Annotated in this window: 15 protein-coding genes; 8 read left to right on the top strand and 7 right to left on the bottom strand. The window is 58.8% G+C overall.

All coding sequences use genetic code 11. The features are described from left to right. Positions 1–9 precede the first annotated feature (9 nt). The 4 genes from ACA061_RS24970 to fba all read left to right on the top strand — a co-directional run bounded on the left by ACA061_RS24970 (position 10) and on the right by fba (position 3,135). On the top strand, positions 10–1,173 hold the full coding sequence (locus tag ACA061_RS24970) for a phosphoglycerate kinase (protein ID WP_497300213.1): 1,164 nt from the start codon (positions 10–12) through the stop codon (positions 1,171–1,173). Positions 1,174–1,207: 34 nt separating this feature from the next. After that, a complete protein-coding gene (locus ACA061_RS24965) occupies positions 1,208–1,429 on the top strand; it encodes a hypothetical protein (RefSeq protein ID WP_150601927.1) in 222 nt (73 codons plus the stop codon). Between the two features lie 57 nt (positions 1,430–1,486). Beyond that, complete coding sequence (locus ACA061_RS24960) at positions 1,487–1,819, top strand: MliC family protein (protein ID WP_203419808.1); 333 nt, start codon at positions 1,487–1,489, stop codon at positions 1,817–1,819. 251 nt (positions 1,820–2,070) lie between these two features. Next, entirely contained in the window at positions 2,071–3,135 is a 1,065-nt protein-coding gene (fba, locus tag ACA061_RS24955) for a class II fructose-bisphosphate aldolase (protein ID WP_007913760.1), read from the top strand. Between the two features lie 62 nt (positions 3,136–3,197). On the opposite strand, the gene ACA061_RS24950 is transcribed toward fba, so the two are convergent. The 3 genes from ACA061_RS24950 to ACA061_RS24940 form a co-directional block, all read right to left on the bottom strand. Continuing rightward, positions 3,198–3,449, bottom strand: coding sequence for a helix-turn-helix domain-containing protein (locus ACA061_RS24950; RefSeq protein WP_497300212.1), 252 nt, complete (start codon positions 3,447–3,449; stop codon positions 3,198–3,200). 221 nt (positions 3,450–3,670) lie between these two features. Then, positions 3,671–4,033, bottom strand: coding sequence for a DUF6124 family protein (locus ACA061_RS24945; RefSeq protein WP_210553492.1), 363 nt, complete (start codon positions 4,031–4,033; stop codon positions 3,671–3,673). A gap of 442 nt (positions 4,034–4,475) precedes the next feature. Then, on the bottom strand, positions 4,476–5,144 hold the full coding sequence (locus ACA061_RS24940; RefSeq protein ID WP_150601922.1) for a polysaccharide lyase family 7 protein: 669 nt from the start codon (positions 5,142–5,144) through the stop codon (positions 4,476–4,478). 320 nt (positions 5,145–5,464) lie between these two features. Here ACA061_RS24940 and ACA061_RS24935 point away from each other — a divergent pair, with 320 nt between their 5' ends. The 3 genes from ACA061_RS24935 (at position 5,465) to ACA061_RS24925 (ending at position 8,539) form a co-directional block, all read left to right on the top strand. After that, positions 5,465–7,588 (top strand): putative bifunctional diguanylate cyclase/phosphodiesterase, encoded by a 2,124-nt coding sequence (locus tag ACA061_RS24935; protein WP_497300211.1) that lies wholly within the window; start codon positions 5,465–5,467, stop codon positions 7,586–7,588. A gap of 44 nt (positions 7,589–7,632) precedes the next feature. After that, positions 7,633–8,124 (top strand): M48 metallopeptidase family protein, encoded by a 492-nt coding sequence (locus ACA061_RS24930; RefSeq protein WP_497300210.1) that lies wholly within the window; start codon positions 7,633–7,635, stop codon positions 8,122–8,124. A gap of 118 nt (positions 8,125–8,242) precedes the next feature. Beyond that, entirely contained in the window at positions 8,243–8,539 is a 297-nt protein-coding gene (locus tag ACA061_RS24925; RefSeq protein WP_027610630.1) for a winged helix-turn-helix domain-containing protein, read from the top strand. Between the two features lie 123 nt (positions 8,540–8,662). Here the strand turns inward: ACA061_RS24925 and ACA061_RS24920 are convergent, their stop codons facing one another. Beyond that, positions 8,663–9,115, bottom strand: coding sequence for a GNAT family N-acetyltransferase (locus tag ACA061_RS24920; RefSeq protein ID WP_210700521.1), 453 nt, complete (start codon positions 9,113–9,115; stop codon positions 8,663–8,665). A 254-nt stretch (positions 9,116–9,369) separates the two neighbouring features. Between ACA061_RS24920 and ACA061_RS24915 the strand changes: the two genes are divergently transcribed. Next, complete coding sequence (locus ACA061_RS24915; RefSeq protein WP_497300209.1) at positions 9,370–10,107, top strand: substrate-binding periplasmic protein; 738 nt, start codon at positions 9,370–9,372, stop codon at positions 10,105–10,107. Between the two features lie 148 nt (positions 10,108–10,255). Here the strand turns inward: ACA061_RS24915 and yccS are convergent, their stop codons facing one another. The 3 genes from yccS to dbpA all read right to left on the bottom strand — a co-directional run bounded on the left by yccS (position 10,256) and on the right by dbpA (position 15,364). Further along, positions 10,256–12,439 carry a YccS family putative transporter gene (gene yccS, locus ACA061_RS24910; RefSeq protein ID WP_497300208.1) on the bottom strand — a complete coding sequence of 728 codons (2,184 nt, stop codon included), beginning with the start codon at positions 12,437–12,439 and terminating at the stop codon, positions 10,256–10,258. Between the two features lie 263 nt (positions 12,440–12,702). Further along, positions 12,703–13,881, bottom strand: a complete 1,179-nt coding sequence (locus tag ACA061_RS24905; protein ID WP_497300207.1) for a BaiN/RdsA family NAD(P)/FAD-dependent oxidoreductase — start codon at positions 13,879–13,881, stop codon at positions 12,703–12,705. 145 nt (positions 13,882–14,026) lie between these two features. Then, on the bottom strand, positions 14,027–15,364 hold the full coding sequence (gene dbpA / locus ACA061_RS24900) for an ATP-dependent RNA helicase DbpA (RefSeq protein ID WP_241865726.1): 1,338 nt from the start codon (positions 15,362–15,364) through the stop codon (positions 14,027–14,029). Positions 15,365–15,373 lie beyond the last annotated feature (9 nt).

Raw genomic sequence — 15,373 nt, 5'->3', positions numbered from 1 at the left:
GTGCGACCCATGACCGTGTTGAAGATGTCCGACCTCGATCTGCAAGGTAAGCGCGTATTGATCCGCGAAGACCTCAACGTCCCAGTCAAGGGCGGTGTTGTCACCAGCGATGCGCGAATCCTGGCTTCGCTGCCGACCATCAAGCTGGCCCTGGAAAAAGGCGCGGCCGTCATGGTGTGCTCGCACCTTGGCCGTCCGACCGAAGGCGAGTTTTCCGCCGAGAACAGCCTCAAGCCAGTCGCTGACTACCTGAGCAAGGCTCTGGGCCGTGAAGTGCCGCTGGTGGCCGATTACCTGGGCGGCGTTGACGTCAAGGCCGGCGACATCGTGCTGTTCGAAAACGTGCGCTTCAACAAGGGCGAGAAAAAGAACGCTGACGAACTGGCCCAGCAATACGCCGCCCTGTGCGATGTGTTCGTGATGGATGCGTTCGGCACCGCTCACCGCGCCGAGGGTTCGACCCACGGCGTGGCCAAATTTGCCAAAGTCGCCGCCGCTGGCCCGCTGCTGGCCGCTGAGCTGGATGCACTGGGCAAAGCGCTCGGCGCGCCTGCGCAACCAATGGCCGCCATCGTTGCCGGCTCCAAGGTCTCGACCAAACTCGACGTGCTGAACAGCCTGAGCCAGATCTGCGATCAACTGATCGTCGGTGGCGGCATCGCTAACACCTTCCTTGCCGCTGCCGGTCATCCGGTTGGCAAATCGCTGTACGAACCGGATCTGCTCGACACCGCGCGCGCCATCGCTGCCAAGGTCAGCGTGCCGCTGCCGGTCGACGTCGTGGTTGCCAAGGAATTCGCCGAAACCGCCGAAGCCACCGTCAAGCTGATTGCTGACGTTGCTGCCGATGACATGATTCTGGATATCGGCCCTCAGACCGCGGCCAACTTCGCCGAACTGCTGAAGTCGTCGAAAACCATTCTGTGGAACGGCCCGGTCGGTGTGTTCGAATTCGATCAGTTCGGCAACGGCACCAAAGTGCTGGCTCAGGCCATTGCCGACAGCGCTGCGTTCTCGATTGCCGGCGGTGGCGACACCCTGGCGGCCATCGATAAATATGGCGTGGCTGAAAAGATCTCCTACATTTCCACCGGTGGTGGCGCGTTCCTCGAATTCGTCGAAGGCAAAGTGCTGCCAGCCGTTGAAGTCCTGGAAAGCCGGGCCAAGGCCTGAGGCCGCCCGTTTGGCCAGGCAAAGGAGTGTTCACATGGTCAAGTCGTTAGCATTGTTGTTGCTGACCGGTACGCTGGCGGCCTGCGGGAGCAACCCGAAGGCCGAGCCTACGCCTGCGCCAGACGCGGTGCAGAAAGGCTGTTATCAGGCTGACTGGCAGGCCGAGACCAACCCGGTGCTGAACAAGCGTTCCGGGCCGGACGGTCTGGACAAATACGAGACGCAAACCCCGGTCAAGGAACATGGTTGTCCTTGACGGGTCTGACTCTTTAACTCAGGGCTGGCGGCGTGTGTCGTCAGTCGAGGAACACGGATGAAAGGCTTGATCGCCATTGCGGCGTTGGCATTGTTGGGCGGTTGCGCGCAGTTGAACCTGTTTCAGTCGTCCGCCCCGGCGGATAACTGGACTACGTGGACCTGCGACAGCCAGGCCAAAGTGCTGTGGCGTTACGCCGATGCCGGCCAGAAGGAAGTCGACGTTCGACTGGGCGGCGGTGATCAGGTCTATCGCCTGAAAGAAGAGCCGGGTGCCTCGGGCGCGCTGTACAGCGATGGCATGCTGGCGTTTCACGTCAAGGGTGAGGAAGGCCTGGTGTACTGGGTCGCTACCAATGACTTGATCGGCCGCGGCTGCAAAGCCGAGTAATTGCAACACCGCAGGCCCATTGTAGGCCTTCGCCTGCTCGCGATAGCAATTCTGCAGTCAGCACTGCAGCGACTGTCAGGCCGCTATCGCGAGCAGGCTCACTCCTACAGGGGGTCTGTGTAGTTCTCAGGATTTTGCTTTATCGAATCACCAGGCCGGGCCTCAACCCCCGATCTGCAATCACTTGAATAGCCGCCGCCGCTCCGGCAGGCTGGCACGATTAACGACCCAAACCGGGAGAGACACACACAATGGCACTTATCAGCATGCGCCAGATGTTGGACCACGCAGCCGAGTTCGGCTACGGCGTTCCAGCCTTCAACGTCAACAACCTTGAGCAGATGCGCGCCATCATGGAAGCCGCTGACAAGACTGACTCCCCGGTGATCGTCCAGGCTTCGGCCGGCGCCCGTAAATACGCTGGCGCGCCATTCCTGCGTCACCTGATCCTGGCCGCGATCGAAGAATTCCCGCACATCCCGGTGTGCATGCACCAGGACCACGGCACCAGCCCTGACGTCTGCCAGCGCTCGATCCAGCTGGGCTTCAGCTCGGTGATGATGGACGGCTCGCTGGGCGAAGACGGCAAGACCCCGACCGACTACGACTACAACGTCCGCGTCACTCAGCAGACCGTAGCCATGGCTCACGCCTGCGGCGTTTCGGTTGAAGGCGAGCTGGGCTGCCTGGGTTCCCTGGAAACCGGTATGGCGGGTGAAGAAGACGGCATCGGCGCTGAAGGCGTTCTGGATCACAGCCAAATGCTGACCGACCCGGAAGAAGCCGCTGACTTCGTAAAACGCACTCAGGTCGACGCATTGGCCATCGCCATCGGCACCAGCCACGGCGCCTACAAGTTCACCAAGCCACCTACCGGCGACGTGCTGGCCATCGACCGCATCAAGGAAATCCACAAACGCATCCCGAACACCCACCTGGTGATGCACGGTTCCTCGTCGGTGCCACAAGAGTGGCTGGCGATCATCAACCAGTACGGCGGCGACATCAAAGAAACCTACGGCGTACCGGTTGAAGAAATCGTCGAAGGCATCAAATACGGCGTGCGCAAGGTCAACATCGACACCGACCTGCGCCTGGCATCCACCGGTGCAATGCGTCGCCTGATGGCCACCAACCCGAGCGAATTCGACCCACGTAAATTCTTCGGTGCGACCGTTACTGCAATGCGCGACGTATGTATCGCTCGTTATGAAGCGTTCGGCACTGCCGGTAACGCTTCGAAGATCAAGCCGATCTCGTTGGAAGCGATGTATCAGCGTTATCTGAAGGGTGAGTTGAACGCCAAGGTTAACTAAGCCTGAGCGTTAACTTGCTGATTCAAAAAACCCGTCGAGAGACGGGTTTTTTGTGAGCGTGATTAAACAAATATTTCCGCTAGCTCTTCAAGCGTGGGCATCACTGACGGAACGACGGTGAGCTCGCAATCCAGAGCGGCAATAACACGTGCATAGGCGTTCATGCCTACGGAAAGGGTGCCTTTCTCTATAGCGATAACTTTGTATCGCGTCACTCTCGCGAGGTCGGCGAGTTGCGCTTGCGTTAGTCCGCGCTCCCTACGCTTTATGCGTAATTGGGCGGCGAGGCGGCTCATTAATAAAACGTGATCCATGTACTGCCTTTGTAACTTTCAAAGTTAAATGTGGCTTAAACGCTACATTTGATCGTTATGAGTCCGCTCGCACGCGTCCGCGTCTACTTGATCTCCCAAACCCTTTTTCAAGCTACTTGCGCCGCCTTCTCCAGAGTGGCACTTCACAGGGCACAGCTAGCTGAATGGCACCTATAAAGGAAGTTTGGAAGATTTTTCGACGAAAAGTCCGTTATCAGTGACTACTCCTTCAGTTCAACGTGATCCAGCGCTTGGTTAACCGCCAGTTCACCGAGCATGACGACCTGCGCAATGCCCAGCGCGGTCTTGCGGTGCGAGGCATCGAGCATCGCGGCGAAGTTGTTGAGCATTTCGCTCGCTGAACCCAGGGTTTCGCTGGCGTTGGCCAGCAGGGACTCGGTGTTGTACTTCGGGTTGGCGAGGTACATGGGTTCGGGTTCGTTGGTGCTGGCCATTATGTTGGCGGCGGGATTGAGGTAATGGTCGAGGGCGCGTTCGGCGGCGTCGTTGAGTTTTTTTGAGTCGAGGGATTCGTACGGGGAGGCCGGGTCGGTGACCGGCGGGTGTGGCGTTGATTTGGTCATGTTTCGTCTCCGGTAAATGGAGCCGACACCGGATCGCTACTAAACGAAGGGGTGGCAGCTGAACGCAGGTTAGTAGACCGGGGAGACGCGACCGGCGCACCCGAAGGCGCCCTGCGAACAGCTACCATCAAGCGCAGGATATTCCCGACTTCGCGTAACCACGGGCTACTAAACCCGATCACTGGAAATCAGTGACGCGAATCAAGTTACCGATGGCCCTCCAGGCGCACAAGCCGGCGGATTCTGGCGTACCCGTAGGCAACGACGCAAGCTGTTGTAGGCTTCGGGAAGTAACCGCCGACAGATCTAAACAACACCGTTTAAATGTAGGAGCTGCCGAAGGCTGCGATCTTTTGATGTTGCTTTTGATATTGAAAAGTCAAAGTCAAAAGATCGCAGCCTTCGGCAGCTCCTACAGGGGAATGCGTTCTGGCGGGTGGGGTTATTTATCGTGATCGATGTCGAGTTTGGAGAAGGTTACCTGGCCGCCTTCGCTGGTGTATCCGGTGTTGTCCTGCACATACACCCCGGCCTTGAAATACAGCGGCTTGTTGCGCCATGTCGCGCTGATCTGTGAATCCCATTGATAACCCGCTGCACTCACGCCCAGCGCGCCGCCGGGGCTGAGGTGGATGAGGTAGTTGAATTCGCGATCCATTTTGATTCCGGTGGCGAGGGTGATGACGCGGCTTTCGTCGTCATCCGGGCGCATACGGACTTTGATTACAAGGTTGCCGGTTTCGGTTTTAGTCTTGTATTGGTACTCGAGCTTGAGCATCGGCTTCTGGCTCTCATAGGCGTGAATCTGGCCGATGACGATTTTGCCGGAGCTTGGCACTTTGTTGACCGTGACGGTTGCGCGAAGCAGGTTGTCGGCGTCCGGGTAATACCAATTTCGTAGGGTGCCGTTGCTGTAGGTCTCCCGCAGTTCGGTGCGCGGGTAGATGGCGTTTTCGGTTTTTGACCCGGTGACCGGTGACCAGAAGAACAGGGTGCCGGTGTCGGAATGGAAGTATTGATCCTTGAAGCCTTTCACCAGTTTGGAGGTTTCGACGGTATATGGCGGGCTGCCAACGGGAACACTGAGGTTCCAGGTTGCGAGATCGATCATGTCGGTTCTTCCACTCAAGTTTTTACTGCACGTACGTGCCAGAAGCTCTAGCCCGCGCGTTTTGGGGCGGCCTTTATAAGCGTAGAGGGAGAATTTGTTAACGGCCGTCCGGCGGACGGTTGACGTCAACATCCTGTCGAAATGCCACCTTTCCCGGTTTCAGGGGACTTCCAGCGTGACCGTTAGTCGGCTAAACCAGCCATTCGTTAAATGATGGCCTGATGACAGCTACTGCTTTTGTGGATCCAAGACTAGAGTGAAGGCTCAGTATGTGTGCGGTTTTACCGGAACCGACCTGATGTCCCGACAAGAGAAGCAGCATGGAATGCGCGCAACCCCCGCCAAGTGAAGGCAGCTCTGTCCTGTTGATCGTAGATGACTACCCTGAAAACCTGATCAGCATGCGCGCGTTGCTGCAGCGTCAGGATTGGCACGTCATGACCGCCGCCTCCGGTTTCGAGGCGCTCAATATTCTGCTCGAACACGACGTCGATCTGGTCCTGCTGGATGTGCAGATGCCGGGCATGGACGGTTTTGAAGTCGCGCGGCTGATGCGCGGCAGTCAGCGCACGCGCCTCACACCCATCATCTTCCTCACCGCCAACGAGCAATCCCAGGATGCCGTGATCAAAGGCTATGCCAGTGGTGCGGTGGATTATCTGTTTAAACCCTTCGACCCGCAGATCCTCAAGCCCAAGGTGCAAGCGCTGCTGGAGCATCAGCGCAATCGCCGCGCCTTGCAGCAACTGACTCGCGATCTGGAGGTGGCGCGGGCATTTAATGCCTCGGTGCTGGATAACGCTGCCGAAGGCATTCTGGTGCTGGGCGAGGACGGCTTGATCCGCTTTGCCAATCCGGCGATTTCACGGCTGCTCAATGCGCCAGTGAAAGAACTGGAGGGTAAGGAGTTTCTTGATTACCTGCAGAAACCACACATCCCGTTGTGGGCCGATTCCGAATTCAGAAGCAGTTACCAGCGCGGCGAAACCTTGCGGCTGCGCGACGCTTTGCTGCGTACCGCGCCCGGACAGCAAGTGCCGGTGGCGCTGTCCTGCGCGCCGTTACCCGCCGAGCAATATGGGATGGTGGTGACGGTGCTCGACATGTCGGTGGTGCGTCATTTGCACCAGCAGCTTGAATATCAGGCAGTCACTGATCCGTTGACCGGGTTGCTCAATCGTCGTGGCTTTTATCAAACCGTCGAAAACCTGCTGCTGCGTGGTGAGCGCAGCGACAGCAGTTGGGTGCTGCTTTATCTGGATCTCGACGGCTTTAAACGCGTCAACGATTCCCTCGGTCATGACGCGGGCGACCGTGTGTTGCGCTGGGTCTCTGAACAGTTGAAGGCGTGTTTGCGGCCGTTCGATATTCTTGCGCGCATGGGCGGTGATGAATTTACAGCACTGCTGGATCTGGAGTTTCCCGAGCAGGCGGCGAAGATTGCCGAGAAGCTGATCGAACGGGTCTCGATCTGTCAGCAAATCGAGGGTATGGATATTGCCCTCGGCGCCAGTATCGGCATCGCCACTTATCCGGACTGCGGATCGAACCTCGACGGATTGCTGCGCGCCTCGGACATCGCCATGTACGAAGCCAAACGCGCGGGGCGTCAGCAATATCGTTTCTATGATCATGAAATGAATGGCCGTGCGCGCTCGCGGTTGATGCTTGAAGAAAGTGTGCGCACCGCCATCGAAAACCGTGATTTCAATCTGGTCTATCAACCGCAGGTGGCGATCGATAGCGGCCAGATCCGTGGTTTCGAGGCGCTGCTGCGTTGGCAGCATCCGAGCGTGGGCGATGTGCCGCCGGGGTTGTTCTTGCCGTTGCTGGAGGAGGCACGGCTGATCAGTCGCCTCGGCAGTTGGATTTATCACCGTGGCGCGGGGCAGCGCAAAGCCTGGGAAACCTTGTTTGCCGAAGACCTGGTGCTCGGCGTGAGTTTGAGCAACACCCAGTTCAGCCTGCCTAATCTGGTCACCGAGTTGCGTCAGGTCATGGAGCGACATGCCTTGCAGCCACGGCAACTGGAAGTCGAGGTCACCGAAGAAGCGTTGATGCAAAACGCCGACGAAACCCGCAAGCAGTTGCGCTTGCTGCGTAATCTCGGGGTGCGGGTGGCGTTGGACGATTTCGGCTCGGGGCCGTGTTCGCTGGCGCATCTGCGCGATCTGGAGCTGGACACACTCAAGCTCGACCGCCATCTGATCGCGCGATTGCCGGACTCCAAAAAGGATGCGTACCTGGTGAGCACAGTGATCAATCTGTGCAAGCAATACGGTTTGCTGGTGATCGCCGAAGGTGTCGAGACCATTGAGCAATATCAATGGCTGCAAGCCCACGGCTGCGAGTACGTACAAGGCTTCCTCGTGGCGCGCCCGATGATTGCCGAAGATGTCGCAAGCTTTGCGGAGCCTTTCGACTGGAGCGCGTTGCCCGGCTGAATTCGATACACTGGCGCACCTTTTTTGAACCGTGTCGCCCGTCCATGACTGTGTTGAAGTACCTCCAGGCCTATCCCACGCAACTCCAGGATCAGGTGCGCCAATTGATCGCCGACGGGCGTCTGGGTGAATACCTGGACCAGCGTTATGCGGGGCGGCACGATGTGCAGAGCGACAAGGCGCTGTACAGCTACGCGCTGGACCTGAAGCAGGAATACCTGCGCAACGCGCCGGCCATCGACAAAGTGCTGTTCGACAACCGCCTCGACCTGACCCACCGCGCTCTCGGGTTGCACACCACGGTTTCGCGCGTTCAGGGCGGCAAACTCAAGGCCAAAAAAGAGATTCGTATCGCCTCGCTGTTCAAGGACGCTGCGCCGGACTTTCTGAAAATGATCGTCGTGCATGAACTGGCGCACTTCAAAGAGTCTGATCACAACAAGGCGTTTTATAAATTGTGCGAACACATGCTGCCGGGGTATCACCAGGTCGAGTTTGATCTGCGCGTGTATCTGACTTGGCGGGACATGCAGTGAAGAATAAAGATCAAAAGATCGCAGCCTTCGGCAGCTCCTACACTGGAATGCGTTCCCCCCCTGTAGGAGTTGCCGAAGGCTGCGATCTTTTGATCTTCAATAAATGCGGAGTGCATGCATGGACGTCAGCAAGACCAAAAGCAGTTTCTATCGACGCTTGTATGTGGCGTACCTGATCGACAGCGGTCTGGCCCCAAGCGTGCCGGCGCTGACCGAAGTGACCGGCATGCCCCGGCGCACGGCGCAGGACACGATCGCTGCGCTGGCGGATCTGGATATCATTTGTGAGTTCGAGCAGGAAGAGGGCGCCCGCAACCATGCCGGGCGTTATCGGATTCGTGAGTGGGGGGCGATTGATCGGGGATGGATCGAGCGTAATTTGCGGCAGATCAAGGCTGTGCTTGAGTATCCCTGAATCCTGAGTGGATTGGGCTGACGCCATCGCTGGCAAGCCAGCTCCCACAGGTTTTTCTGGTGTTCACACAAGTTGTGAACGACGCAATTTCTTGTGGGAGCTGGCTTGCCAGCGATGGGGCCTTCAGGAACGACGCATCCCGATATGCGGAATGTCGTCCTCCAGATATTCCTCACCCGCCACCACGAAACCGTACTTGCCGTAATACCCCTGCAAATGCGCCTGCGCCGACAGATAGATCGGCACCTGCGGCCAGTGTTTCTCGGCCTGCTTCAGCGCCTGCTCCATCATCTCGTGCCCCACCCCTTGGCCTCGGGCCTGCGGCGCGGTGATCACGCGACCGATTACCACGTCGCCACCCTGGGATTCGGGATCGAGCAGGCGCAGATAAGCCATCAACTGATCATCCTCCCAACCCATCAAGTGATAGGTGTCGCCGTCCAGATCCTGACCGTCGAGGTCGGGGTAGGCGCATTTCTGTTCGACCACGAACACTTCCGACCGCAGCTTCAACAGTGCGTAAAGCTGCTCTTTGCCCAGATCGCTGTGATGTTTGCAGACCCACTCGATTGTCATTTTCCGATTCCTTGAATACGTCGTCCGATACTAAGCGCACCGGTCGCAGATGTCTGTATGGCGTAAGAGTCTGTGACAAAGGTCAAAATGCCATCATTCCTTTCGCGCAGCGCGGGCGTCTTTGTGTAATCTGCGGGTGAGCACTGTGCAGTGGTTCCATTGAGCTAATGTCAGTGCCTGGGTTTTGCCGGTAAGGGGCCTTGGGGTTTTGACTGAAAACATGCAGGGCTCCGGCCCGCTGAGGATTTTCAAGCATGCCGCGTTTGCATCGAGCTTTTGCTTTGATCGGATTGCTCTTGCTGGCTCAGACCGCAGCGGCGCAGAAGCTGCGGCTGGTGTTTGATCTCTGGCCGCCCTTCACCGATGACACACTGGTCAACGGCGGCCTGGCCACCGACATCGTCACCACCGCGCTGGCCCGGGCCGGTTTTGCCAGCGGGTATCAGCAAGTGCCTTGGGCGCGGGCGCTGCTGGGGGTTGGCGAGGGGCGCTACGACGTACTGGTCAATGCCTGGTATAACGAAGACCGGATGAAACTGGGGCAGTTTTCCGGTGAGTATCTGGTCAACCGCATCCGCTTTCTCAAGCGCAAAGACACGCCACTCGAATACAGCAATCTGCAGCAACTGCACACTTATCCCATAGCGGTGGTGCGCGGTTACGCCTACTCGCCGCCATTTGATGCCGACACGGCGATGCAGAAAGTCCCTGTGCATAACTTCGCCATGGGCGTGCGCATGCTGGCGGCGGATCGGGTCAAACTGACGCTGGAAGATGAGTATGTCGCGCGCTATTACCTGGCGCGGGAATCATCAAAGGTTCGCAGTGCGGTGGAGTTTTTGCCCAAGCCGTTGAGCGAGAACAGCCTGCACATATTGGTGAGCCTGAAGAATCCGCAGCATGCGCAGATTGTCGCGGGGTTTGATAAGGCGATTGCGGCGATGAAGGCGGATGGGAGTTATGACAAGTTGCTGCGCCAGCATGGGATGTAGGTTTCTGATCCCGGAGTTGTGTTGTTGCTGAGGGCCTCATCGCTGGCAAGCCAGCTCCCACAGGGTTCTTTGGTGAAGCACAATTTTGTGAATCAACCCGACCCACTGTGGGAGCTGGCTTGCCAGCGATGGGGCCCGCCAAGGCAACTCAAACTTCAGAGGTATCCTTGATCAAATGCGCCGCCAACGTCCGCAATGGTCCCAACTGTCGGCAGATCAGCGCCAGTTGCGTTTGCACCAGTCGCTGCCCTTCATCGATTTCATCCGGCATCTGCTCCAGCTCATTGGCCAGCGCTTCTTCTTCGTCACTTTGAATCGCAACCGGTTGTTTGCTCGCCAGGCCTTGGGCGATTTCATCGATGCTCGCCGCCAGTTTCACCCCGGCGCCTTCGATCAACTGCTCACGCACATCCGCGGGCAGCAGGGTTTCGCGATGCGCGCCGAGCCCTGACAGATAACTCAGCAAGGTGTGCGACAGCACCAGAAAACGGAAACCGACGTCCGCTTCCTTACGAAAATGCCCAGGCTCCATGAGCATGTTCGCCAGCGTCGTCGACAGCGCTGCATCTGCGTTGTGCGCGTTGCGTCGGGCCAGGCGATAGGCGAGGTCGTCACTCTTGCCAGCGGCGTATTGCTGCATGATCTGGCGCAGGTAGATGCTGTTGCAGGTCAGGGTGTTGGCCAGCACTTTGTTCAGGCGTCGGCCTTGCCAGTCCGGCAGGAACAGGAACACCGTCAGACCGGCGATCAGACTGCCGAGCAAGGTATCGAACAGCCGTGGCAGAAACAGCCCGTAACCGTCACCGACCTGATTGAAGCAGAACAGCACCATGATGGTGATCGCGGCGGTCGCCAGGGTGTAGCGGGTGGTGCGGTTGGTAAAGAACACGACCCCGGCGGCGATGGCGAAGCACGACTGCACCAGCGGACTTGGGAACAGATCGAACAACGCCCACGCCACGGTCAGGCCGATGGCGGTGCCGAGAATCCGCTGACCGAGTTTACGCCGCGTCGCGCCGTAGTTTGGCTGGCAGACGAACAGCGTGGTGAGGATGATCCAGTAGCCTTGTGACGGGTGGATCAAATGCACCATGCCGTAGCCGATGCTCAAGGCCAGCGGCAGACGCAGGGCATGGCGGAACAGCAACGAAGTCGGTGTCAGTTGTGTGCGCAGGCGAATCCACACGTCCTTGAAGTTGCGCGGCGAACGGTCGAGCAGGCTGCTGTCGGTGGCGTCGGCCAAGGCATCGGGGTTGCTCGCATCGCTGAGCAAACGGTCGAGGGTGCCAAGGTTGGCCGCCAGTGCGCGCAGTGAGCGCAGCAGGCCGCGCCATGCCGGGTTGCTCTGGATGCGCAAGTGTTCGAGGGAGGCGTCGAGGTCACTGAGGGCTTCGGCAAAACTGGCGTCGTAGATGAACGGCTGACGCATCTGGATCGATTCGGCCAGCGCCCGGCAGGCTTTACCCTGCTGGCGCAGCAGGCGCTGGCAGCGGAACAGTACATCGCTGTGGAAAAACGCATCGGCCAGCGCGTTGTACGGATAGTGCGAAGAGCTGGCGCGTTCGTGGATGTCCTGGGCGAGGAAATACAGCTTCAGGTAACGGCTGACTTTCGAGCCGGGGCGACCGTTGCCGACCCGGTGCAGGATGATTTCCTTGGCGCTGTTCAGCGCCGCCACCACGCGACCATTCTGCTGCGCCAGTTCCAGGCGTCGGGCCTCGACGTCCATCTGCCGGATCGGCTCGAACAGCGAAGATTTCAGCTTCAGGTAAAAACCCAACTCACGGAACAACCGCGCCAGACTCTGTTGCACCGGCTGGTTGGAAAACAGCGCCTGCCACAGCACAGAGAGCAGGCCGTACCACGCGGCGCCTGCCACCAGCAGCATCGGTTCATGCCAGAAATCGAGGACTGCGCCGCCGCGCTGGTCGACGCCGATCATCGTGTACACGGAAAGGATCAGGGTTGCCGAGGCAATCGCCCCATAACGCTCGCCCAGCGCACCGAGCATGGTCAGGCCGAAACTGGCCAACGCCAGCGCAATCGCAAAGATGACGGGGTAGGGGAAGAGCAATTCCACCGACAGCGCGGCGATGCTGAAACATACCAGCGTCACGGCGAGTGCGTTGAGGCGACCCTGCCAACTGTCGTCGGTCTCGGCCAGGGCGCTGGCGATAATCCCCAGGAACAACGGGATCAGCAGGCCCATTTCATCCTGATACCAACACAGCGCCATGCTGCCGGTCAGGGCGATGAACACCCGCACGCTATAACTGAATTTATCCAGCGCCCACAGGCGCCGCAAAGACTGACGAAACGAAGTCGAGGACATGAAGTGCGAAGGCCTTCCGAGGCGATGCCGCTAAATTGAGCCAGTAATGACGCCGACGCAATGGCGCCGATCACATCTGACAGCAAAAAGTGTTCCTTACTGCTTTTATGACGAGCTCAAATTCATGGCTGGCATATAACCCTGTGGGAGCTGGCTTGCCAGCGATGGCGTCCTGGCGTTCAACATCGATGTTGGATGTGCCGGCCTCATCGCTGGCAAGCCAGCTCCCACAGGGATTGCATTTCACATTTGAAAGACGTGGATCAAACGTACTGCGCAGCCGCGTAACCCGAGGCCCAGGCCCACTGGAAGTTGAAACCGCCCAAATGCCCGGTGACGTCGAGCACTTCGCCGACAAAATACAGACCCGGGCTTTTCAGCGATTCCATGGTCTTGGACGACACTTCGCGCGTGTCCACACCACCCAGTGTCACTTCGGCCGTGCGATAACCTTCAGTGCCTGCCGGCACGACTTTCCAGCTGCCCAGCTTGTCGGCGATCTCAGCCAACTCTGCATGGGTGTACTGCTTCATCGGTTTGGACACGAACCAGTTATCCGCAAGCAGATTGGCCATCTTCTTGGTGAAGATCTCACCGAGCAGAGTTTTCAGTTCGCTGTTCGGACGCTCGACCACCTGCTGTTGCAGCCAGCTGGCGGCGTCGTGATCCGGCAGCAGGTTGATCTCCACCGTGTCGCCGGATTCCCAGAACGAGGAAATCTGCAAAATCGCCGGGCCGCTGAGGCCGCGGTGAGTGAACAGGATGTTCTCGCGAAAACTCTGATCGTTGCAGCTGACCAGACAGTCCACCGACGTACCGGACAGCTCTGTGCACAGTTCCTTGAGCTGATCGGTGATGGTGAACGGCACCAGCCCGGCGCGGGTCGGCAGCAGGTCGTGACCGAACTGTTTGGCCACCTGATAACCGAAACCGGTGGCGCCCAACGTCGGGATCGACAGACCGCCGGTGGCGATCACCAGCGACTGGCACTGGATCTGGCCGAGGGTGGTGTCGAGCAGGTAACCGCTTTCGACTTTCTCGATCGTCTGGATCGAAGTGTCGAGGTGCAGCTCGACGCCGACCTGATCGCACTCGGTGAGGAGCATTTCGAGGATGTCGCTGGATTTGTTATCGCAGAACAGCTGACCGAGCTTCTTCTCGTGATACGGCACGGCGTGCTTGCCGACCATGCCGATGAAATCCCACTGGGTGTAGCGCGCCAGTGCGGATTTGCAGAAGTGCGCGTTCTGCGAGAGGAAATTGCTCGGTTCGGTGTACATGTTGGTGAAATTGCAGCGGCCACCGCCCGACATCAGGATTTTCTTGCCGGCCTTGTTCGCATGGTCGAGCAGCAATACCTGACGGCCGCGCCCGGCGGCGGTCAGTGCACACATCAAACCCGCGGCGCCAGCGCCAATGATCACGACTTCGGTAGAGCGCAAAACGGTGTCCTCTGAAATGTCACCACAAAACCAACCGTGTAGGAGCTGTCGAGTGAAACGAGGCTGCGATCTTTTGATCTTGTTTTTGAGATCAAGATCAAAAGATCGCAGCCTTCGGCAGCTTCTACAGGGAATTACGTTGTTCTTACAGGATACGCACGCGCAGCGAACGGCCCTTGATCTTGCCGTCGTTCAGGCGCTGCAAGGCTTGCATGGCCACGGTGCGCTCAACAGCCACAAACGCCTGGAAGTCGAAGATCGCGATTTTGCCGACCTGCGCGCCCGGGATGCCGGCCTCGCCAGTCAATGCGCCAAGAATGTCGCCCGGACGCACTTTGTCTTTACGGCCGGCACCGATGCACAGGGTGGTCATCGGCGGCTGCAACGGGGCAAGGCCCTGGGACTTGAGGTTGTCGACCTGATCCCAGTTCAGCGGCGACTTTTGCAGTTGCTCGATGGCTTGTGCGCGGTGCGCTTCGCCCGGTGCAACCAGGCTGATGGCAATGCCTTTCTCGCCCGCACGACCGGTACGGCCAACGCGGTGAATGTGGATTTCCGAATCGCGCGCCAGTTCGACGTTGATCACCATGTCCAGCGCATCGATGTCCAGACCACGGGCGGCAACGTCGGTGGCGACCAGTACCGAAGTACTGCGGTTGGCGAACATTGCCAGCACCTGATCGCGATCACGCTGTTCCAGATCGCCGTGCAGGCCGACGGCGGAGATGCCTTTGGCAGTCAGGTGATCAACGGTTTCCTGCACTTGCTGCTTGGTGAAGCAGAACGCCACGCAGGACGCCGGGCGGAAGTGGTGCAGTACTTTGGTCACGACGCTCATGCGATCTTCCGGGGAGATCTCGTAGAAACGCTGCTCGATCTGCGTGTCATCGTGGAACGCCTCGGCTTTCACCGTTTGCGGATCGCGCATGAACTTCGACGCGAGCTGCTTGATGCCGACCGGGTAGGTTGCCGAGAACAGCAAGGTCTGACGACGCTCAGGGGTCTTGACGATGATGTCTTCGATGGCGTCGTAGAAACCCATGTCGAGCATGCGGTCGGCTTCGTCGAGGATCAGCGTGTTCAGGCCATCGAGTACCAGCGAACCCTTGCGCAGGTGCTGCTGGATGCGCCCCGGGGTGCCGACGATGATGTGCGCGCCGTGTTCCAGCGAAGCGATCTGCGGGCCGAACGACACGCCGCCGCACAGGGTCAGGACTTTGATGTTGTCTTCGGCGCGGGCCAGGCGACGGATTTCCTTGGCAACCTGGTCGGCCAGCTCGCGCGTCGGGCAGATCACCAGTGCCTGGCAACCGAAGTAGCGCGGGTTGATCGGGTTGAGCAGGCCGATGCCGAACGCAGCGGTTTTGCCGCTGCCGGTCTTGGCCTGGGCGATCAGGTCCATCCCTTTGAGGATCACCGGCAAGCTCTGCGCCTGGATCGGCGTCATCTGCGCATAACCGAGTGATTCGAGGTTAGCCAGCATGGCAGCGGA

It is taken from the genome of Pseudomonas sp. LBUM1668 (genome assembly GCF_059695715.1).
This window is presented reverse-complemented; position numbering and strand designations above follow the sequence as displayed.

Bases quoted from the DNA above. Each gene is read 5' to 3' on its own strand.
- ACA061_RS24940 (WP_150601922.1), bottom strand. From the start codon at position 5,144: ATGATCGATCTCGCAACCTGGAACCTCAGTGTTCCCGTTGGCAGCCCG.
- ACA061_RS24935 (WP_497300211.1), top strand. From the start codon at position 5,465: ATGGAATGCGCGCAACCCCCGCCAAGTGAAGGCAGCTCTGTCCTGTTG.
- ACA061_RS24925 (WP_027610630.1), top strand. From the start codon at position 8,243: ATGGACGTCAGCAAGACCAAAAGCAGTTTCTATCGACGCTTGTATGTG.
- ACA061_RS24945 (WP_210553492.1), bottom strand. From the start codon at position 4,033: ATGACCAAATCAACGCCACACCCGCCGGTCACCGACCCGGCCTCCCCG.
- ACA061_RS24960 (WP_203419808.1), top strand. From the start codon at position 1,487: ATGAAAGGCTTGATCGCCATTGCGGCGTTGGCATTGTTGGGCGGTTGC.
- dbpA (WP_241865726.1), bottom strand. From the start codon at position 15,364: ATGCTGGCTAACCTCGAATCACTCGGTTATGCGCAGATGACGCCGATC.
- ACA061_RS24965 (WP_150601927.1), top strand. From the start codon at position 1,208: ATGGTCAAGTCGTTAGCATTGTTGTTGCTGACCGGTACGCTGGCGGCC.
- ACA061_RS24950 (WP_497300212.1), bottom strand. From the start codon at position 3,449: ATGGATCACGTTTTATTAATGAGCCGCCTCGCCGCCCAATTACGCATA.
- ACA061_RS24930 (WP_497300210.1), top strand. From the start codon at position 7,633: ATGACTGTGTTGAAGTACCTCCAGGCCTATCCCACGCAACTCCAGGAT.
- yccS (WP_497300208.1), bottom strand. From the start codon at position 12,439: ATGTCCTCGACTTCGTTTCGTCAGTCTTTGCGGCGCCTGTGGGCGCTG.
- fba (WP_007913760.1), top strand. From the start codon at position 2,071: ATGGCACTTATCAGCATGCGCCAGATGTTGGACCACGCAGCCGAGTTC.
- ACA061_RS24970 (WP_497300213.1), top strand. From the start codon at position 10: ATGACCGTGTTGAAGATGTCCGACCTCGATCTGCAAGGTAAGCGCGTA.
- ACA061_RS24915 (WP_497300209.1), top strand. From the start codon at position 9,370: ATGCCGCGTTTGCATCGAGCTTTTGCTTTGATCGGATTGCTCTTGCTG.
- ACA061_RS24920 (WP_210700521.1), bottom strand. From the start codon at position 9,115: ATGACAATCGAGTGGGTCTGCAAACATCACAGCGATCTGGGCAAAGAG.